This window comes from Haladaptatus sp. AB643 (genome assembly GCF_024136975.1).
GTDB lineage: Archaea > Halobacteriota > Halobacteria > Halobacteriales > Haladaptataceae > Haladaptatus.
Genome location: NZ_JAMYJW010000007.1, coordinates 90,328 through 113,172, shown reverse-complemented (window position 1 = coordinate 113,172; position 22,845 = coordinate 90,328). Strand labels below are relative to the sequence as shown.

The 22,845-nt window shown below is 53.1% G+C and carries 9 protein-coding genes; all 9 read left to right on the top strand.

Annotated elements, in window-relative coordinates; translation table 11 throughout:
• Nucleotides 1–67: 67 nt before the first annotated feature.
• The 9 genes from NKF25_RS14945 (at nt 68) to NKF25_RS14905 (ending at nt 22,783) form a co-directional block, all read left to right on the top strand.
• The gene (locus NKF25_RS14945) at nt 68–907 is read left to right on the top strand and encodes a BrxA family protein (RefSeq protein ID WP_253227451.1); all 840 of its coding nucleotides are present in this window, start codon (nt 68–70) and stop codon (nt 905–907) included.
• Nucleotides 907–4,626 (top strand): hypothetical protein, encoded by a 3,720-nt coding sequence (locus tag NKF25_RS14940; RefSeq protein WP_253227450.1) that lies wholly within the window; start codon nt 907–909, stop codon nt 4,624–4,626. Before NKF25_RS14945 ends, NKF25_RS14940 begins: the two co-directional genes overlap by 1 nt.
• Complete coding sequence (locus NKF25_RS14935; protein WP_253227449.1) at nt 4,623–5,213, top strand: BREX protein BrxB domain-containing protein; 591 nt, start codon at nt 4,623–4,625, stop codon at nt 5,211–5,213. Before NKF25_RS14940 ends, NKF25_RS14935 begins: the two co-directional genes overlap by 4 nt.
• Nucleotides 5,210–9,016: a hypothetical protein gene (locus NKF25_RS14930; RefSeq protein WP_253227448.1), complete on the top strand. Its 3,807-nt coding sequence runs from the start codon at nt 5,210–5,212 to the stop codon at nt 9,014–9,016. The genes NKF25_RS14935 and NKF25_RS14930 overlap by 4 nt, the downstream gene beginning before the upstream one ends.
• 80 nt (nt 9,017–9,096) lie before the next feature.
• On the top strand, nt 9,097–13,305 hold the full coding sequence (gene pglX / locus NKF25_RS14925) for a BREX-5 system adenine-specific DNA-methyltransferase PglX (RefSeq protein WP_253227447.1): 4,209 nt from the start codon (nt 9,097–9,099) through the stop codon (nt 13,303–13,305).
• A 2-nt stretch (nt 13,306–13,307) separates the two neighbouring features.
• Entirely contained in the window at nt 13,308–15,458 is a 2,151-nt protein-coding gene (gene pglZ / locus NKF25_RS14920; protein ID WP_253227446.1) for a BREX-5 system phosphatase PglZ, read from the top strand.
• A gap of 6 nt (nt 15,459–15,464) precedes the next feature.
• Nucleotides 15,465–18,374 carry a helicase-related protein gene (locus tag NKF25_RS14915; protein ID WP_256490540.1) on the top strand — a complete coding sequence of 970 codons (2,910 nt, stop codon included), beginning with the start codon at nt 15,465–15,467 and terminating at the stop codon, nt 18,372–18,374.
• Between the two features lie 337 nt (nt 18,375–18,711).
• The gene (locus NKF25_RS14910; RefSeq protein WP_253227444.1) at nt 18,712–21,690 is read left to right on the top strand and encodes a DEAD/DEAH box helicase family protein; all 2,979 of its coding nucleotides are present in this window, start codon (nt 18,712–18,714) and stop codon (nt 21,688–21,690) included.
• Nucleotides 21,691–21,793: 103 nt separating this feature from the next.
• Nucleotides 21,794–22,783: a hypothetical protein gene (locus NKF25_RS14905; protein WP_253227443.1), complete on the top strand. Its 990-nt coding sequence runs from the start codon at nt 21,794–21,796 to the stop codon at nt 22,781–22,783.
• Nucleotides 22,784–22,845: the final 62 nt, after the last annotated feature.

The following is a 22,845-nucleotide window of genomic DNA, read 5'->3' as shown; positions in this document are numbered from 1 at the left end:
ACTATGCTATTGGAACATGCCTCCGTATAAACAAAAGATAAAGTACATCGGTTTATTCTACCAACGTATGACTCTCGTATCCGATGGGGGTAGACCCTCCTTGACTCCCTTATCTGGTCAACTCTCCGCGGAAGAGGTGAATATGGATTTGACGATGTGTGGTCTTCTTATCGAACGAGCCGAGAAATTGGCGCAACTCTACCAGGAAACCAGAAACTGGAACGAAGTCAAAGACATCTGGTTTTCTGAACGTTTATCGAATCGAAGTACGAAAGGAAGCTCGCAGAAGATCTACCGCGTCCTAACATCACGACTCAGAAACGCCCCTTCCAGCCTTCCGAATCCAGCCACTCTTCCAGCAGTGCTTGATGAGTGTACAACGACCCGCGACAAAGCTCAAATACTCTATCTCTATCTCGTTGCAGATGACTCGCTCGTTCGGTACGTCGTTCACGAATATGCTGCTCGACTTGCTGAAGAACAGCATGAACCTCTCGACTTCTCCAACGAGACGCTTACCCACCTTCTCAGTCAACTCGAATATTCGAACGGTGATTCATTCGACTACGCTGATTCGACGATGGAACGATGGTGTGAGGGTTTCAGATCTGTGATGCGCGAGATTGGTGTGCTTGAAGGGCAACAATCAGTTGTCGGGTCATCTCCCTCATTAGGAGATATTCCACTACTGGTCGCGATGGGCTATTCGTATGAGGATGCTGAAGATGATTGGATCACCACACCACGAGGATTGCTCTATCTCTTTCAACCGGAGAATCGCTGGGAGGAACTTTTCGACCGGGTTGCAAACACCGATGCGTGGGAATACGTCGAGCTTCACGGCGCTCTCGACTTGCGACCCACCGACGAACCATATTCATGGATCCGTGATGGGGGTGAGGTCTGATGGTGGACAGGGGTTGGTTCGACGACCTCCCAGATGACTTCGAGGAGTCAATCCGTATCGACCGGGACGAACAGGATCACCGCCAACAGGCGATTCGGTCGTATCACATGACCGCAGACTCCCAGCGATTCGTCACGAATTTCGTTGACCGGATGCTCGGTCAGTCAGATGATATGCGAACGGGCTCGAACTACTGGCTCTACGGCTACTACGGAAGTGGGAAGAGTCACCTTCTGACGGTCCTTGATGGACTGTTGGACTCCGACTGGATCGATGGACAACGAGACTCCGTCTGGTCAGATCTTGTTCAAGAGTCTGGTCATAAGGAATTCGAGCAACTCGGCGAGCACTGGCGAACGATCCATGACGAGTTCTACGTCATCCCGATCTCAGTCAATCTCTTGAAATACCAAGGGCAGAAGCAGCGAAGCTTCAGTGAGATCGTTCTTAAACATGCCCACCAAGACCCAGATTTGACCGGAGTCGACGATGATATCTCTGAAGGATTGTCTTCTCAGCTCGACGTTGCCTACTTCGAGAAATGGTTCCGGACGACAAATGTCTGGTCTGACCGAGAGAGCCGTGCAGAAGTTGTCCTTGAAAAAGTCAGAACAGCCTCCGGGAACTACGACTGGAAATCAGATGGTTTCTGGAAGGACGTCCAGAAATACGGAGTACTGGCAGATGTCGTCCTGCCTCAACTCTTCGAGGAGGTTAATGGCACCCGTGATGGGTATACAGACCTACAGCCATCCGACATCGATCCAGAGGAAGTGGTGAGCAGGCTGGAAGAACTTCGGACCGAACGAGAGGCGGAGCTAGAGAAACCTGTAAAGCTTGTACTGCTTCTCGACGAGGTGAGTCTCTTCATCGGAACCGACTTCGAGCGCCTGACTGAGCTCCAGACGCTTGCCGAGAACGTCGACGACATCGGCGATGGCGACATCCAGATGGTTGCGACCGCACAGGCGAAGATCGAAGATGTCCAACCGAAGTTCGCCGCACACGGTGCCGACTTCAGCATTGTCAAGGATCGCTTCCCGCACCGCTACCAGCTCCCCAGCAAGCACGTCGGTGAAATCGCGAAACGACGACTTTTCAAGAAATCAGAGCACGGGGAAGCGGCGATTCGAGAGCTGCTTGATGAGGCCTCAGTGAAACCGACCGAATCGCTGGTCTACAACGAAATTAAACAGAACACAAAACCGCCACTCGACAAAATTGATGTCGAAGAGCTCGTCGAATTCTATCCGTCCCTTCCCTACCATGCGCCGTTGTTCCTTGAGATTCTATTCAATCTCCGGCAGGAGGCCAATGACCCAGCCAAATCGATCTTCTCTGGTACTGCTCGTGCGATCCTCGCACTCATGCATAGCCTCCTGAAAACATGGGTCGAAGAGAGAGATGCTGACGAAGTCATCAATCTCGTGGATTTCTATGAGCTAGTCAAGCCAGAGCTTCGGGAGATACTTACGCAGGACATGCGCGTTATCGAAGGCTCAGATGCAAGTCGAGGAATTGTAGATGAAGTCGAAGAGGGGACACTGGAAGAATTCGATCTCGCCGTGGCGAAAGCCGTCTTGCTGTTACAGCATGTTCATGACATTGTTCCACTCAATGAGGGGAATATCGCGGTTTCTGTGATGGCCGATCTAAACGGGCGCTCTTGGATCAGTACCCAGAATCGTGTCGAGGAGTCTCTTGGTCGCCTTCAGAAGTACATTCGACCAACTGAGGATGAGACTGGAGCACGATATCGGTTTGCCACTCAAGAAGAACGGATTATCTACGACGACACAGAGGCGAATGAAGCCGATCCTGACTGGGATGCTGTTCTGAAAGCTCTTGACGAACATCTCTGGGAACGGATTACTCAGGATCTCTCGCTTCCAGAGTCAGTGCCATATGGAGACTCTGGTGACGAGTATCCTATTGCGTATGGATTCAGTATCGACGATACTGACTTCGATACAACTGTCGAAGCTGACGGTGGGCTGAACGTATCTATCGAAGTGCAGGGAGTCCGTCCAGATCACACGTCTGATAAGAAGGATGAAGAGACGCTCTACTGGTCGATTGATACGGAGGGTCTGGATGATCTCCGGAAACACATTGTTAACTGGTGGGCCCTGCGTGATGCCATCTCGACGCTCAATGCGCCTCCTGCTGTCGAACGTGATCTCGATCGACGAGCAAGTGCCGTTCGGAGTAAGCTCGTCAGTGCAATGCAAAGTGGTTCATACACAGTGAAAGACAGAACGGATATCAGTGGACTCTCTAAAGCGGTACAAACCGCTGTTGACGTTGCATACCCCGATGACTTCCATCCGATGATGCTACAGGTGACAGACGATCGCCTGCAAGAGTTAACAGAACTCTCTACGGAGGATCCACTTCCTGCATGGGCACAGACAATTCAAGTTCCGTCGTCCGATCCGTCTGCAAGTCAAGGGAAGAAATCGATTCAGCGTAATGTGATGGCTCTCACTGGACGGCAGTTGAAAGACCGCAAAGATGGCCTCAACATGAACACGGTTCTCGACGGAATTGCCTCAAAAAAGCCATTCTATGATGACGCTCGTCCAGCACTCTGTGCGATAATCTGGGGATTTTGCCGAGAGGGGCGATTAGTCCCTGTCGACGAAGACGGCAACACGTTGGAAAATTCGGCAGTCCTCGATCAAGCTCGTCTCTCGACAACGAGACTAAAGCTGCTTCCGCGAAAGCCAATCGGGAAGCTCCTCGAACGGGGTGGATTCAAGGATACGATCGAAACGGTCGCAGATGGGCTCATCCACCTCCAGGAAGCGAACCAACAGTTACGCTCGTCACTCACTGGGTTGCAGGAGGACGTCCAGTTGGTCGTCGATACTGACGTACATTCAGATGCAGTCACTGGATTGCTTGAAGCATTCATAGACGAGTTAGCCGATCGAATCGAAGCAACCTCCGATCGATTGGCTGTCATCAGATCACAGGGAGACGGTCTCGGAGATGCAATCGAACAGACGAACGAAGCACAGGAATGGCTCGACGAAGTGATCGACGTTTGGAATCGACGTCTTGAGTCGCTCTATCGGTTCGATGCACAGCTTACCGCAGGTGCTGCTCGGTTCGAATGGGTAGACGAGGAAATGCAGTCGTTAGTCGCTACTCAACGTGAAGCGCTCGACGGTTTCAACGGGGAGTGGTGGACAACGGATGGCTGGAAATCGCTCGTGAGTGAGACGACGGCGGGACTCGGTACAGACCTCCAGAAATCCTGGGATGACTACGTCGCAGAACGTGGGGTTAGCGACCTCGTCGACCGTATCGCAGACCATCCCTGGGTTATCCCCGCAACTGAGTTGCCGACAGGAGTACAGATAGCATTCGAGCGAACCTACATTACGCCACTCCGCGAGCTCCGACAATGGTACGAAACGATCGACGAGGCCATATCGTCGATCTCCACAAGCGATGAGGACACCGTGATTTCGGCTGCTGACGACATGTCTGGCGCGGAATCACTCGCTGATGCTATCGAGTATGAGGTGGAGGAACTGGAGTCTAGACTTGACCAACTCACCGAAATTGTTGGCGATCGAGCTCCAGATGACATCGACCAGATTGGTGTGCTTCCTGACGACCGGCAGAATATCGATCGACGACTTGAGCGCCTGGTCGAGAGCCGAGAATTGGACATCGAAACGACAGACTCGGGGGTGATCATCCGATGACGGACTCCCCGTACAGAGCGTTCAAAGAGAAGCTCTGCACGTTCGCCGACGGCCAAGCCGGGATCCGGAATCCGTTCGTCATCGCTGCTGTCGATCCAAAAGTCGAACACCGAACTGCAGACCGGCTCAGTTCGTGGGCGACAGGAGCAGATGAAACACCAGCTATCGATGACGGTGTAACCGTCCAGCCAGTCTGGCTCGACGAGCTGCTTCCACAGACCAAAGTGTACAACCTATGCGTGGCGCTAGGTGGTGAGACGACTCCGAAGCGTATCGAGGGGACGATGCAAGATCGGCTCGCCGAAGAACTTGTCCAGGTGATGATCGAGCAGGAAATAGACGCAAGAAGATTGGAGACACAACAGCATATCGTCCTACTCCTCAATCTCGGCAGTCTGTACCCGTTCACGCGTGCGTCTGAACTCCTTGATGAACTTGACCGCCGAAACGTTAGGTCGACAATCGGGATTCCATTCCCGGGTGACGTTATCGGTGGAAAACTGAGTTTCTTTGGCGGCGATTCACGCCATTACTACCCAGCGCATCAGATTGATGGCCAGATTCAGGAGGTGCATCTCCAACAATGAGTATCAACGATCTATTCAGCAGTGATCCGACGCGACCACTTGAAGAAGTACAGAAGGTCAATGCTCGTGAACGAGCAGCAAATGACGTCAAAGAGTTCTACGAGACAGATAGTGCAGAGCATGTCCTCACCGAACTCGGGAAGGTAATCGAAAGGTATCCGGGAGAAGCAGCCCGATTCCTCTACTTACATGCGACCTTTGGATCTGGGAAGACCCACCTGCTGAAGCTCATCGGTCTCGTTGCCGATAGCGAATCAGAATTTGCGTCCTTGGGTAACGAACTCGCAAAACAGTGGCCTGGTTTCGATAACCTCGCCCAATCGATCAAAACGTCACACGTTGACCGACTGAAACCGGTATTTTTGAATCTACTGGACCGCGATGCCTCGAAGGAGCCACCACTTCCATTTCTCATCTTCGAGGCCATCGGTCGCGAACTTGGATATCCGACTGACCCGAACTGGCTGCTTGAGTGGGCCTGGCGCGTGGATATGGAGTACGATGGTGTCTGGGATGCGCTTTGTACAACAGAATACGACGGTCAAACATTCAACGACGTGCTCGAAGAGCGTGCTTCGCTGCGGCGATGGCTCTACGAGACGCTCCCATCACTAACGGAGACAACAGGAACCGAACTCAATAGCCGTGACGGGGTGAAAGCATCTATCGAGAAAGCCGAAGACGAGGTCAATCCCGAATCGTTCGACCCCGATGAACTGGTCGAACGTGTCGAAACTGTGACCGAGGCTCTGAACAAGAAGGGATCGAATACCGAACTTCTACTTGGACTCGATGAGGTTGCACTCTTCGTCGGTGATAGTCGCCATCGTTATCGTGAATTCGAGGAGACGATGGAAGCACTCCAAAATGGGCCAAATCCAGTCGTCATTACTACAGGACAGTACTCGCTTCCAAAAACACGGGAGAGCCTCATTGGAGAACCTCCTGAGAAGCACTGGACGTACCAACAGGTGCCGCTTGAAGGTGCAGACACGGAAATCATCGTTCGGAAACGGTGGTTGCAGAAGAATACAACTGGCGAGAAGCGAGTCTCCTCACTCGTTTCGTCGATGCCCGATGTCTCGTTAGAGGCATATTCACCAATCGAGAGTACCGACCCTGACCCGGTCGAATCCTACCCGTTCCGCGAGTATGATCTGACCCTGTTACGGAAAGTGATGCAAGAACTGATTACCCAAGGTCGGGCTACAGAACGTGATTACATCCAGGGACGAGCATTGTTGGTGCTGGTGCGGTCGCTATTCACCAAATTCGGCTGGGCCACGGCGGAGGAAGGGAAGCTCGTCACGTGGGACGAACTATTCGACCTACTCGTCGAGGAGACGACCTATGTGCCGCTTTGGGTTCAGGAGATGCTCGACAACACGCTGATCCCGACATTCGATGGCAACGAGGATGCATGGGAAGTGCGCGTATCGAAGGCCCTGTACCTACTGAATCAGACGCCTGCCGTCCCGGCGACGCCGGAAAATCTGGGACGACTGATGCTCGACGATGTGAACGCGTCGATAGACGACGCTGTCGAGGAGACCCAGTCGGCGCTCAACACGCTCGTCGACAAGCGGAAGGTGCTCACGGAGACCAACGAACAGGGCGACAAGGTATACACGTTGGTCTCAGAGAAACAGGAGAGCATCCTGAGCCGAGCGCAGACGAAAGCTGAACAGATTTCCCCGCACCAGCTCTCTGCGTGGCTGGAGACGCGGCTTCGCGAGAACGACGACTTCTTCCGGAGCGATAACAGCCTCCACGAAGCCGACGTTGGTGACGAGCGACGTGTTCCACTCCGATACGAGTATTCGATTCTCGATCCAGTTGGCCGAGCCCCCACGACCGAGTACGATGCCGTCCGAATTCGTGTGTTAGCGGATGACCCAGATACTGTCACCGACCAGGTGGCGACCTGGCAGGAAGTGAATGATGGACGCGAGGGCGGTGAACACATCCTCATCTCGATTGACGTCCAAGAGACGACGCTCGACAGAATCCGCAACGTCATTGGGATGGGGCAGGTGCTGGAAGAGGAGACAGAGAGCCACGAGGAACTCGAACGGGAGCACCGGACAGATAAACGGCGTCTGGAGTCATCCGTGAGCGACCTCCTCGAGAACGCATCCGTCTACACGGTTGATGACTATCGCGGTGAGCGACCGAATATCCTCGAGGAAGTTGTACAGGACCAGGTGCAGGTCGTCTTCGGTTCGACGCGGAAGGTGCTCTCACGACCACTCGTCGAGGTCGACGATGCGAAGGGACTGGCGAAATTCTTCCGAGGAAGTGGCAGCTGGCCGCTCGGAGACAGCGATGCCGTGATGCTGGGCGTCGATACATCGAGTACAGAGATTTCAGACACTGGCTGGTGTCGAGAGTTCACCGACGAGTACGAGTCACAGACCGCAGTAGACGTCGAGACACTACTCCAGCAGACACGAACGGCGAATGGTGACTATCGGGGGACACCACAGGAATCGATTGCCGCGTTGCTCATCACACTCGCGACGTCTAACGAGAAAGTCGCGCTCAAGCAGGATACCGACTACGTGACTGATCCTACGTCGATTGGTCGGCAAGTGCGGACGAAGGGAGGCCTCACTTCGCTCCAGGTACGGTTCGGCGTCGATACGGTCAACCCCAAAGAGATTCGCAAGGTCGTGTCGACGGTCCTCGGCCACGATCCAGAAGGGAGCGACCTAGATGCGTGGGTAGCCGAACTAGCCTCGTGGGTAGAAGCTAATAGCGTCCTCGTCAAGCGGACGTTCAAAGGAGTCTCCAGAGAGTTCGGCGTCTCTCTGGATTCTCTGGAGACCGTACTGGAACCGGCGTATAGCGGCGATGACTTCACCACATCGGAGTTGGTTGAAGACGATGTCCAGTCGGAGGCAGAGACGTTCGCAGATGCACGCGAACTCTTTGCTGTTGAAGATGGAGAGAAGGCGCTGTGGGAACAGTTCACCGCCACCCTCGATCTGCTGGAAGAGCTGTACCCAAGCGCGACAATCACGTCGCGGATGCAGACGACCGCAGAGAGTGGATCCGTGCCGACGAAATCGACAGTGAACTCACGGCTGGCAGATGCGACTGGACATCGCGTCGACGAGCTTACGACGCAGTATCGTCGGGTGACCGGGGAGAGGTGTGATGTCTCTAATCCCGAGGGGATTTGTGCGGAGTTGACTAAGTGGATTCGAGAGAACGAATCGGTAATACAGACTCTTCTCAACGATGTCACCGCCACGTTCGACAGCATCTCGTCCGGTAACCTCGAATCGGTATTTGAAGTCGCGTGGGGCGGAGACGAGATCGAAGAACGCGAACTAGTTGGCTCCTCTATTGAACAGCAGCTTGAAGACTTTGAAAAGGGTCGAGATATCCTGAGAGGTGATCCAAGTCTATGGTCGCAGTTAGAAGCAAGGTACAAAACGCTCCATACTGAATACCTGGAGTCTCCCACCACGAGGTCAGTCAAGACTGCGCTGGATGCCTCACGTCCACCATCGATCGAAGAAGTTCAACGACTCATCGATATGCCGATTATCGGGGGAGATGACGTATGGGGCGATCTCCGACACATTGCCGAAGAGCTCAGGCAAGAGCTTCCGAACACCAACGTCACCAATGAAGTGACGGCGTTCGTCGACGCGAACGACCGACCCACCGACAAACGAGCGACAGAACTCCTCGACGAAGCAGAAGAGCTGCTGGCCAGGATGCGTAAAATCAGAGAAGCTCTAGACGATGTCGAAGAAGGCAGCATCGTGCTAATCGAACCAAACCAAAATTAATCGTCTGAAAATAAGTTTGAGAGTTTGGCAACATTAAAGACACTCCTGTCAGTCGGTGTTAGCATACTGAGTTACATTCTATGGAAGTCGATTCACTCTCTCAACGGAAGGCGCAATTGGATAAGGCCGAACGCGAACATCTCGAAGATGTCGTCGAGGATTTGCGTGAGCGGGTTGAGAACAACGTCCGATATCAACTGACGCAGAAAGGCCTCAACGACGAGCCGGAGAATGCGGACGGACTTGACGAAGACACACAGCAACTCGTTGAAGCAGTCAAACTCGAAGCCGTCGACAGCCACACCTGGGACGAGGCGTTCGAGCAGTACGTCACAGGTGTCGGGTACACCATTGTCAACCGCCTCGCAGCGCTGCGCTGTATGGAGGTCCGTGACTTCGTCAACGAGGAGGTCACCGTCTTCAAAGAGAACGGCCTGACGCCTGCAGCAGAGACACTTGTCCACGAAGAGTTCCTGTTAGAAGATGAGGCCATCCTCGAAGCCTACCACAATGCCTGTGATGAGTTGGCCGAGGAGATCGAAATTCTCTTCGACCGTTCATCGGCTTACAGTCTGATCGACCCAGACGACGACACGTTCGAGGAACTGTGCGGGATGCTCGACGAGGTCCCCGACGAGGTATGGCGTGCGGACGACGTGCTTGGATGGATCTACGAGTACTACAACCGTCCTGTCGTCGAAGCACTCGACACCAAAAACACCCTCGAGCCCGACGACGTCGGCCCTGCGAACCAGTTCTATACGCCTCATTGGGTTGTGCGGATGCTTGCTGACAATAGCCTCGGGAAGCTCTATCTCGAAGCAACCGGGCAAGAGTCAGCGGTCCCTGCAGCTGAAGAACTCTCCATCGAGGAACGGAAAGAGCGTCTCGTCACTCCCGAGGACGCACCTGGCGTCCCGGAACTCTGTACCTATCTCATCGCCGACGAGGACGAACAGGACGCACCGTCGTTCGATCACCCCTCGGAGCTCCGCGTCATCGATCCCGCCTGTGGGAGTGGGCACTTCCTCCTCTACGCCTTCGACATTCTGGAGCGCATCTGGTGGGCGGAAACTGACCTTGATCGAAGCGAGATTCCGGCGAAGATCCTCGAACACAATCTCTACGGCGTCGACATCGATTTGCGTTCCTGCCAGCTCTCGGCGTTCAATCTCTACCTGAAGGCCCGGACCCGAGCTGAGGTAGAGGATGGAGGCTTCGAGATGCCCAACGTCGGCATCGTCTGTGCCAACGCTCGCGTGGCCGAAGTCGAGGAGGCTGTCGCCGTTCTCGACGAAATTACGGGTGAGGGAACAGATGTACGCGAGGCACTCGACGAGATTATTGGGGAGTTCCAAACGACGGAGGCGCTCGGGAGCCTGCTGGACGTCCAGAGCACACTCTCGGAGGAATTCATGGACCAGCAGACAGATATCATGGAGTGGAGCGGCGAAGGTCCGCACACGTTGAACGGGTTCCTGAGACAACTGCGGGAGGCTGTTGATGAGCGTACGTCCGATTCTTTCGGCGAGCAGAACCTCCGGAGCTTCCTGAATCTGCTTGTGGTGCTGACGCAGGACTACGATGTAGCGTTAATGAATCCTCCATACGGGATGCGAGGTAGGATGCCAGGCGGCGTCAAGTCATATGTGAAAGAACACTACGATTACTATCCGGAGTACTATATTAACTTCTTCGAGGTCTGCGAGCGTCTTTCTAAGACCCACGGACGAGTCGGGATGTTAGTCCCGTGGTCTTTCATGTTCCGCAAAGTTTTCCAAACATTCCGGGAAGACTTCGTTGGAAGCAATCGCGACTTCGACTTCCTTGCGGAATTCGGATACGATATCCTGGACAATGCGACTGTTGGCACGGTTGGAACGGTGGTCAGAACCGAAACAGACGGAGATAGTCAAGGGGACTTCATTCGATTGCACGACGTCCTCAAAGCTGAAAAGGAATCGACATTCATTTACGCCGCATTTGTCGAAGAATTCGACGGTGCAATCAGACGACGCTACCGACGTGACACCTCCGAGCTGGCGATGGTTCCGGGCACACCTATTTCGTACTGGGTTCCAACGGAGCTTCGGGAACTCTATCAGGCAGAAACTGTTCTGGACGCGGACAATGCTGACCTGCCCGAGAGAGACAGTATCGGGCTCGTAAAACAGGGGCTAGCGAGCGGAGATGACGGTCGCTTCCTCCCAGAATTTTGGGAAGTCGAAAGTAGCCACACGACATTTACGCCTGTCTCGAATGGGGGGCAGGATACGTGGCTCCTTCCGAAGAATACACAGAGTATCAACTGGAAAAACGATGGTGAAGAGGTTCGCAGATATTCGGGCTCGTATATCCGTAGCCCTCACCTGTATTTCTCGGAAGGAATTACCTTCAACCGTCGGAAACGAAGCGGGCGTCACTTCGGATATATGCATCCCGAATCGGTATTCACGGAGTCGGGGACCGCGATCTTTCCGGATGATGAGGACCCGTGGGCTCTGATTGCGTATCTCAACAGTAGACTCGTAACGTATCTCAAGTTGGCGCAGACGTTCGAGCGGAAGTGGGAGATCGGGACTGTTTCTCGCCTCCCCGTTTCAGACGCAGTCTTCGAGAACCGGGCAGAACTATCGAATGCAGCGAAGACACAGGTCGCCAAGGTTCTTGCACGGCGGAGCATCGACTTCACCTCACCACACTTCTCGGGGAGCCTCGCTGCTCAGATGCTGGGGTACGGTAATCCGCATCCGCCCGACCATCCACATCGAACCCTGCTGGAGGACATCGACTGGGAGACTCCACCAACGGTCAGTCCCGAAACTAGCTTCGACAAAATCGCTACACAGGGTGAGCAGTATCTCCACCGACTCAACCGGGGCCTGGAACGAGTTGCACGGGAGACAGACGTCCTCTTGTTCAATCAGTTTGAACTCGAAGAAGAGCTCCAAACCGAAATTCTTCAGGAAGTTGAACTTCGAACAATCGACAATCCCCTCACTGAGCTGGAAGAAAGCGAACAGGAGGGGACCTATGCCGAGCTAGAAGTATCAGTCGAAAGTGTAGTGAAAAACCTCCTCCACCAACTTTGTATAGACACTCTGATCGAAAGTGACGATGATATTGTCCCAATTTCGGCTGTGGAGGATGAACCAGACATTCTAACACTTATCGAGAGGAAAATGCAGAACCTGTTCGGCGAGCACGCTTCAGCACGCCTCGCAGAGGCTGACCTGGTTCTCGGGAGTCAGACCGCCGACGAGGAAGCGTACCCGAACCTCCGCAAGTGGCTCGAAGACGATCTATTCGACTACCACGTGTCCACGTTCGACCGCACGCCAATTCTGTGGCGACTCACCACTGGACGGCTCGTCTCCGACCCGGAGGGGGAAGGGTTCGCCTGCCTCGTTGACTACCACCAACTCGACGAAGGTGTCTTCGACCGGCTTCAGAATAGATACCTCGAACCGCGAAAAGCCCTCCTTCGGGAGCGACGAAGTGCCGCGAACCGACGACGTGGTGACGAGTCGCTCTCTGCCTCAGAGAAGGCCGCAGCGGCCGAAGAGTATGCCCACTGTGAGAGCGGTCTCGAACAGATTGGTGTCTTCGAGGAGCGACTGTCTGAGTTAGCCCAATCGTCGCCGCGTGAGTGGCCCGAGGAGAATCAACAGACGGCAGCGGATGCTGTACAGTCAGTGGCCGACTTCAGAGATGAGACCGCGTCACGTCTGGAGACGCTCGAGGAACTGGCCGAACTCGACGACGTCGACATGGGCGATCTATTCAGCCCGTCGTTCTACGAGACGGTACAAGAGAACAAGGAGGAGTGGATCGACGCCTTGGACGATCTCCAGTCTGCGTTCGAGGCCTACGCGGACGATGGTTCCGAGCCAGTCGAAGCACACCTCTACGATCTCTTCGAGTACTACGACGATCTCGTCGGTTCCACGCACTATGCGAGCAACGGAATTCTGTTCATGACGTACTACTTCGGGAAGTTCGAGGACGACGGACAAGCCAAAATTGGCGACGGAGGTATCACTGAACGCCAACGTCTACTTTCCGAGTTGGCGACTGGGCTCGACGAGTACGAAGAGCTCGCAAACGAAATTGCCGAGGCGTGTGACGCTGTTGCGAGCGATATTTCCTCCGGCTGGGAAGACCGAGCGTTAACAGAGATCACAACTGCGGGATACCGACCAAACAGGAAGCACGGCGTTGAGATCAACATTCGGCCACTCGCCGACGCAAAGATCGTCCCGAAGACGGTGGAAGACGACGTTCTCTGATCATGCCTGCGACGAAGACCCTCCCACAGTGCGCTCACGACGCCATCGAGAGCGCTATCGACGAGGCGGCCGACGAAGACCCCGTCATCCTCTGGTGGGACGACGGCGGCTATCTCCGAGACATCGTCGAACACGCGAGCACCAAACTCCACTGTGAGTTCCGTGCGGCCGGTCAGACGCCGTTAGATCTCCGTGCAGACGCCCCACGAGATCAAACCGTCTGGTACGTTCCCCAGCCCAGCAGCGACGACGTGGACTGGTTCAAGGACGTTGAACACACGGGCGGCGTCGTCGAGCAACACATTGGTGAACTCGCGGCACGCTGCTTCGGGAACGACCGCCTTCATGCGGCGACGATTCGCACTGCCTACGAAGACGCCGAGGACCGCGAGAAGGTTTCCCAGACGCTCTACGAGGAACTAAACGGTGAGGGCGGCTTGCCGTCGCTCCAGGGCCTCCAGACGAAGATCGTGCTGGACGGCCACGACGACCCGGTGCAATTCGTCCTCGAACATGGCACGGGGAACCTCCCCGATGGCAACGACCTGCTGAAGATTCGTGACCTGCTCGTCGACGACGGCGTCGCGGCTGTCGAAGGGGAATCCGACGCTCACACCATCGTCGAGCGAACACGCCGCTGGGCGGTCGCTGAGTGGCTCGTCGACGAAGGACTCGAGAAGACCCTGCTCCCGGAGGAATACCATCCCGAACCCAACACGGGATTCGGTGTGTCCAGACCTGAACTCCGCTCGGTGTTGAGCAAGACCGCACAGAAGCGTAAACTGGCGAACGTCTACCTCGATCCAGACCAGCGGTTCTGGCACGACGTCCTCCGCACCTACGACGAGCCGTGGAAGCTCGTCGACTGTCCGGTCGACGCCTCGCTCGAACACCGACTCTGGAACGAGTGGACCCAATCGTTCAACAGCAGAGACTACGAGACCTGTGTCACCCAAGCAAAGCAGCGTCACGATCGGCTTGACTCGACCTACGGCGATGTTCCGTGGACGAACGTCTGGGAGCAGGCCATCGATGTTGCCACGCTCGCTGAGGAACTCACGACGTGGGAAGAGCGCGGCGATACCAGTGACATCGTCGACCTCTACGGTGACGTTGACGGAGGAACCTGGCAAATCGACAACGCCGTCTTCAACCTCATCGTCTCTGGCGAACCGGAGACCGGACTCCCCGGTGAACACCCGTCGACGGCAACGCTCGATGGTCTTCGTTCCTCGTTAACTGAATCGCGGTATCTCGAGTACCTCACCGACCTCGGTGACCTCGTTGTCGACCAGATCGAAGCAGGCTCACCCTTCGTTGGCGAGAAACACGCCTACCAGTTCTTCGCCGAGGAGCAGGAGCACCTCCAGAGCGGGCAAAGCGTCGCGCTGTTCATCGTCGATGCGCTGCGCTTTGACCTCGCCCACGAACTCGCAGAATCCATCCGACGAGAGATTTCCCAGCTCGAAGTCGAGGAAAGTACGTGGGTCGGTACGCTCCCATCCGATACCGAGTTCGGAAAAGCTGCGCTCACGCCCGGGAGCAAGTTTAGCTTCAACATCAATCTTGACGACGGAGAGCTAGTCCCCGAGCGTAACGGACGGGAGATCACCAACCATCGTCGCCAGACGCTCCTCGAGAACGACGGCTGGAGCTACATTATGCAGGACGAAGACGACGAGGTTGGTTGGAGCAACACCCGCGTCGCCTACTACTGGAACGACATCGACGAGACTGGCGAGAAGGAGTTGACGAACTTCGAGGAGTTGTTCAGCGACCGAATCGAAGCAATCTCGCGGATTATCTGTGAAAAGCTGCGGAAAGGGGAGTGGGACCGCGCGTACATCCTCTCCGACCACGGCTTCGTCTCACTCCCGAGGCACGTCGACATCGATGACCTGCATCCGCCAGCCGAAGCGGAGAAGGTGACCCGCCGATGGGTCGCAAGCAAGGATCTCGACGACGATTCACCGGGAGTGTTACTTGACGAGGATACCCATCTGGGCTATCTCGACGAGGACGCCAGAGTCAGCATCCTCGCTGATCCGATCCAGCGCTTCCGCAATCAGGGACTCCCAGACGCTCGGTTCTACCATGGTGGTGTCCTTCCCCAAGAGTTCGTCCTGAACTTCGTCACTATCACGCAGGAATAACCACACATGAACGACCTCGAACCAGGAGATACGATACTCCTCAACGACAACACTGCCGAGGTCATCAAGACGTACTCGGTCGGTGATCTCGAGTATTTACGGGCCTACGTCGAGGATGTGGGCGTCAAGACCGTCTGCATCGACGACGTGGATATCGAGCGCAAGCGGGACCAGTTGGGTGCTCTCGAACCTGCGACGGCCTCTCAACTGCACCCCGAGCACGAGTCCGTCTCCGCGGAATGGTTCGATCTCCGTTCACAGGCGCTGCAGCTCCAAATCGCCCACGAACAGGGCCAGCTGCTGAGTATCTCGAACTCGCTCGTCCGTCTCGAACCGTACCAGCTCGCCTGCGTGAACTGGGTGATGCAGAAGCTCCGACAGCGAGCGCTCATTGCGGACGACGTCGGGCTGGGAAAGACCATCGAGGCAGGACTCATTCTTAAGGAACTCACCGCACGCAACCGCGCCGACCGCGTCCTGTTCGTTGTTCCGGCCCACCTCCAGAAGAAGTGGGTTCGTGACATGGACCGCTTCTTCGACATCAGCCTCACACCAGCGGATCGGCAGTGGGTCGAGGGAGAGCGACGCCGTCTTGGCGAGGAGGCGAACATTTGGGACCAGGACCACCAACAGATGGTCTCGAGTATGGCGTTCCTCCGCCAGGAGGAGTTCCGCGAGGAGCTCGACGACGCGTTCTGGGATGTCGTGGTTGTCGACGAGGGTCACAAGGCCGCCAAGCGTGGCGAGTCTCCCAGTAAGACGTCGAAGATGGTTGAGCGAGTGGCCGACAACTCCGACTCGTTACTCCTGCTGAGTGCGACGCCACACGACGGCAAGGGCGAGGCGTTTCGCTCGCTCATCGAGTATATCGATCCCTTCCTCGTCGCCGAAGACCAGGATCTCTCGAAGGAGGCGGTCGACCGCGTGATGATGCGCCGTGGGAAGCAGACCATCTACGATGACGACGGCGAGCGGATCTTCCCGAACCGCGAGGTCGGGACGATTCCGGTTGAGATGACCCATGAGGAGCGCCAATTCTACAGAGCGGTGACTGACTACGTCAAACACGTCTACAATCGCTCTGAGCAACTCAACGAGCCCGCTGTGGGCTTCGCAATGGCACTGATGCAAAAACGCCTTGTCAGTAGTATCGGAGCGATCAAGGCGACGCTCAGTCGTCGACTCGCAAATCTGGTCGACCAGCAATCCACCACGACCAATCTGTCTGAAGAAGCATCGGCCTATCTTGAGGGCGAGGACCTGGACGAACCGGACCAGCAGAAAGCGGAAGAAGAACTTGCAGGACTCACGATCACAGAGAGTGACGCTCAACTCGAAGAGGAAATCGAGACGCTCCGTGATCTCGTCTCACTCGCCGAGGGTATCCCGGTCGATTCGAAGGCTCAGAAGGTCCGCCGATATATTCAGCAACTCCTCGAGGAACGACCCGACGAGAAGGTACTGCTGTTCACGGAGTACCGCGATACACTCGACTATATCCTCAATCTGGTGAAGGACGAGCCGTGGGCTGACGAGATTCTGCTCATTCACGGGGACGTCGACAAGGAAGATCGGGCTCGCATCGAGGACGAATTCAACCATGGGCAGTCCCGTCTGTTGTTCGCGACGGACGCAGCGAGTGAAGGGATCGATCTCCAGCACAGTTGCCATATCATGATCAACTACGAGTTGCCGTGGAACCCGAACCGTCTGGAACAGCGCATCGGTCGTCTTCACCGCTACGGTCAGGACAAGGAGGTCAAGGTGTGGAACTTCTCGTTCGAGGATACCCGTGAGAGTGAGGTCTTCGAGATGCTCCAAGACAAGGTCGAGAACATCCGTGGCCAGTTAGGGAGCACTGCAGATGTGCTGGGAATGCTCGATGACATCAACGTCGACTCACTCATTATGGAATCGATCCAGAATGATGAGCCAGCGAGTGCGACCAGGGAGGAACTGGAAGAACTCATTGACGAGCGACAACAGACGCTCGCAGAGTGGTATGAACGAAGTCTCATCGACACAACGACGTTCGATGAGGAAAGCCGTCGCAAGATCCAAGAGGTGATGGATCAGTCCGAAGATGTCTATGGAAGCGAGGCCGAAATTCGAGAGTTCTTCGAACAAGGTATTGGGGCTCTCGGTGGGAACGTCGAAAAAGCTGGAAACAACCTCTTTCGCGCTGAGTTGCCCGAGCCGCTTCGGCAATCGCCAGATGGTGAGCCGTATGGACCGTTCACGTTCAATCGAGAGTTCGCGATGGATCACGACGGGATTGAGTACATCTCTCCTGACGCAGCACTGGTTCAAGACCTCATGCAACACGTACTCGACAGCGAACGAGGGGCGGTTGGTCTCAAACTGCTTCCATTCGTCAGTGATCCTGGAGTCACCTACAACTACCGTGTCAAGTTCGAAGATGGGACGGGTGAAGTGATCCGTGAGGAAATCATCCCGGTGTTCGTCGATGCAGCACACCGAGATCCTCAACAACGTCTCGGGCATCGAATCATTGAGGGAGACAGCATCAAAGGGTCGTCTGATGAAGATCAGGTGCGCTCCATTCTTGAGCATGAGAGTGAGATGCGATCGTCTGCTGACCGGTACGTAAGTCAGCGCGTCGAGTCCCTGAGAGACGAACTACAGGAACGCAGGCACGAGGAGACTGAACAGGAACTTAACGATCTCGAAGCCTATGCCGAAGCTGAACGCGAGCGGATTGAGATGTTCATCGCCAACTATGAGCGAAAGGCAGAGGCCGGTTCAGATATGGATATCGCGATTCGGCGGCAGCGAGACCGGCTCTCGAAGCTCGAACAACGAATCGAGAAACGGCGTCGTGAGCTCCAGCGGAAAGCGCGAGTCATCTCACTAGCACCCGAGGTCGAAAACGTCTGTCTCACACTTCCGATATAGCCTTTTCAGGCACAGACACTCCTCGACAATGATCTGGACGACGATCTCATTGTGATGGTCTGGTATAGAGATACCGAAGAAGGATTCATTCTCATCGGGTAAACGCTCTAGTCGGAAGTCAGAACCCAAAACAACTACTTTGGTGAAAAGCCAGAAAATCAATTTTTGCATAGTTAACAAATCACGAAACGTGCTAACTGCAATCCTCTGTAGCGGTCGTTATCAAAGAGTTCTGTTCCCCTAGAGAAGTGGTGATTTCCTCATCTAAGAAGAATTGTTAGAATAAACTAATATGGGTAAATTCATTATTCCACAATAGAAACGATCACGACATCGAATGGGATACTTTTCTGAGAATAATGGTTTGATTGGATTTGACCAATTTAATAATCAAACTAGTGAAGGCCTTCGGGAGTGTCAACAAGGAGGCTTCTGGGCAGTAAGAAGCCATCTCACTGCGTATCCAGAAGAACCTGCCCTTATATCGATGCCAACTGGTTCTGGCAAGACAGCCCTAATGATGATGATATCATTTGCCCTTAGTGAGAAACAAGTATTAGTGGTAACTGCTTCTGATATTCTTCGAAACCAAACAGCCGAGAAGTTCCGTGAACTAGATGGGTTGAAAGATGCAGATATACTTGAAGACGAGATCGAGACACCATCTGTAAAGATAATCAATAATCGCGTTACGGACGAAGAACAGTGGGACGAGATCGACGAAGACGTCGTGGTTGCCCTACCACAAAACATCAGCAGTGTCTACAACACTAGGCAATACGACAGGGAAATTGTTGATCCTCCGATCGATAAGTTCGATCTAGTTTTCTTTGATGAGGCACACCGGAGTCGAGCACCAAGCTGGATGAACCTCCTCAATACATTTCAAAGTGCTAAACAAATTCTTCTGACTGCAACTCCTTTCCGCCAGGATCGCCAATCGCTCCCTGGTCGTTTGGTCTACCACTACCCGCTTAGTAATGCAATAGAAGAAGGGCTGTATCAGCCACTCTCACTAGATTCAATATCAGCTAGAGAAGAAGACGAACCAGATCAGGTGTTTGCTGCCAGAGCAAAGAAAAGGATTCAGGAAATGAGAAACTCGTTCGATGATGCCAAAATGCTCGTCCGCTGTGGAGGAATTAAGGAGGCAAAATCATTAGAGAGAATATACCAAAGTGAAGGATTAGAAGTCAAAGCAATCCACTCGGATCGGACTTCAAAACAGAATTCTAAGAGATTGAAAAAACTCCGGGAAGGAGATATTGATGGTGTGATTGCAGTTGGAATGCTTGGAGAAGGAATCGATATTACAAATCTCAAACTTGCAGTTCTACATGAGCCACCAAAATCATTCGCGTTCACACTACAACTCCTAGGTCGGGTGACAAGACCAACAGAAGATGGTGAAGTCCAGGCACAGGTTATCGCGGATCCCGTTGATTTGGCAAAATCTGGCGTTGAGGATGAGGTGAAAAAATTATATCATGAAGACGAGGGCTGGAAAGACTTGGTTCCCGAAATCGCATCTGATTATACTGAAAGTCATAGTCCGGTTTCAGTGGGTAGCAGCCGGAGGGTGCTTCGGGGTGTGGACGAAGGGGACCTCGAACCTTATCTTAGCACTCGTCTATATGATGTGACACCGGACCAGTTTGGTCCATTGAATACCATTGATTTAGGAGATGACGTAGTCGCATACAAACTACCCAGAACCGATGATGATTTTGTTGGGTTAATTACTCAAAGAAAACAGAGACCAACATGGGGAAAGAAGACACCCCTGTACCATCGCCAGTATGATCTTCATCTGTTCTATTACCATGAGGATACTAGGACGCTGTTCGAGGCCACATCTTCTCCCGGTTCGCTAGCAGACGAAATAAGGGAGATATTACTAGAAGGTGATGCTGATTTGTACGGGGGTGAATCGCTGGTCAGGGTAATACAAGGTGACGAGGATATTGAATACCAAGTTGCAGGGTTAGCGAATGCTCTCGGCAGTTCAGGGAGTTTACCAACATACAAGATGTTACTTGGCGATCGAGTAGAAGGGGCAGTGAGACAAACGGATGCAAAGGCGTTTACGCATGGACACGCCGTTGCGGAGGTCGATGGGGAGACAGTAGGCATCAGCAACGATCAAGGGCGTGTCTGGTCGTCGGGCAGGCGAAAAGTTGACCAGTTTATCGACTGGTGCAATGACATCGGAGATAAGCTTGAGAGGTTTGAGGATGTGACAACACCTCCGAGGTTAGGTCTCGGAGAAATCACGCGAATTAGGTCATTCCCTGAGTCGGTCATTTTTGGAACTTTGAATCCTAAGCTACGTCGTATTGATGTTGAAATAGATACACAGACAGTGGCCTCTTCAGGCGTTCGTCAAGAGATCAAAGAACTCGCTCTGACCTCTTTGCAGTGTTCGGGAACTGACTCGGGAGTTGTTCAGTTCGAATTCATTCCACAGGAGGGAGCTGTGGCGCTTTCAGGGGAATATGACGTCTCAAGCAACGAAGTAAGAGGGGAGATTACTAAATGTCAATTTATTATCGATGAAGAAGGTGAGAGATCTGAATTACCTGGGGATAGCTTCTTTGACAAATACAAACCATATTTCTACACAGGAGATGGATCCCTCGTCTCGAATGGTCGGGGCCATAGAATTCGACATGAGCTATCTGATGTACCTGATGAGTGTTTCATCGATGAGTCACGTATCGACTGGGAAGAATGCGCTACATGGAATGAATACGACATCACAAAGAATGGAAATTCCACAGAACCGGAAAGGCGGATTGATGTCCACGGCTGGGTTGAGGAATATATTGAAGATAACGGGGAATCTGGCCAAATAGTCTTCTGTGATCACACACAAGGCGAGATAGCAGACTATGTTCAAATTGAACATTCTGACCGACGAATCACATTCTATCATTGCAAAGCCCGAAATAAAGGCAAGAACAGTGGAGCCCGATTAGAAAGCGTTCGGGAAGTCGTTGATCAGGTACACAGAAGCATATCATGGATAAAATATAGCGGTCTCCCTGAACAGATTTTATATCGACTTGAGAACACTGAGTATCCACATTTCATCTCTGGGAAGGATAAATTTGAAGAATTCCAAGTTGACTTCCTGCCGATGGAGTGGGATTTCACTGTCTGTGTCGTCCAACCAGGGCTGGATCACGAAAATGCTAGATCTAGCGAGAATTTAAATACGGTTCTGCTTACCTGCAAGGAGTGGTTAGAGGGTGTGGATGCAGATTTTCGAATAATTGGGGATCCCAATAATCAGGTTCTCAGTCTAGACGGATAATATAGAAATACTGTATCTGCACCAAAAGGAGTCCAGGACAAAGAATGAATCTGGTAGTCAGAGGGCTCGAAAAGATTATCTGTTGTACGTAGATATTCTAGCCATGTCTATTTACACAGAACTCTTTGACGAAGAATCGATGCTTGAGTGGGTAGACGATGTAATTGCGGGCAGTGATAAGTATATATTCGGATCAGAGCTTGAAGACTTTATTGACAATCGTGAATACCAGATCCTACGAGCAACATTCTCGGAGGTTGATGAGGAAAAGATTCGGTCAATTGCAGCTAAGAAAGCAATTACGAATTCAAACTTTCCCAACCATGCCGAATGGGTCCCCGAGATTCCGGAAAACAATCAAGTGATTCGGAGGTATAGAGGATTCGATAGATTCCTATCAATTATATCCAATAGCTGCCTCTGGTTCTCAAATGTGAACTCATTCCCCGATTCGTTTGAGGGAACTCTTCCATCTCCGAATGCCGAATTTGAGCGTTCTGTAGGAAGCAGAGCTCACCGTGAAAACCGGCGTCAAATGGAAAATGAATCCACCTACATCAACTGTTGGCGTCAAGGTACGGATGAGTCTCAGGTTTTTTGGGATGCCTATATTGGCGAATCTCTCGGATTAGCGATTCAAACGACAGTTGGGCGGTTTCGTAAAAGCCTTGAACTTCCAGTAGCCGAGCCTTACATTGACTACTATTTAGGAGACAAAGGTTCTGGTGACCAAATCGGAGAATTTAGCACCGAGTATCAAGAGGAGCTTCAAAAGGTGCAAATTGGAAACGTGGAGTATATTGATTTTAATTCTGACTTTGTACCGATGAGTATGCACTCGTATGCCCGATACTTCCATAAACGTGGCGGATTTAATCATGAAAAGGAATTTCGTGCAGTGTACGCGAATCCAGTGCATTCTCAGGACATTATGACAGTGTCTGTAAATTTAGACAAACTGATTGATTCGATCATTCTACGACCCGGATCCTCGGCTGAATTTGCAGCGTTAGTGCAAGTAGTTTTAGAAAGTGCTCGAATTGATGCAGACGTTCGTTTTTCTGAATTCGACCAACAGCCAGAGGTAGACTGACGAAGTAATCAATTTGAAAATTCAATCTATCCAATTGAACGAAGATAATTAGCGGTACCTAA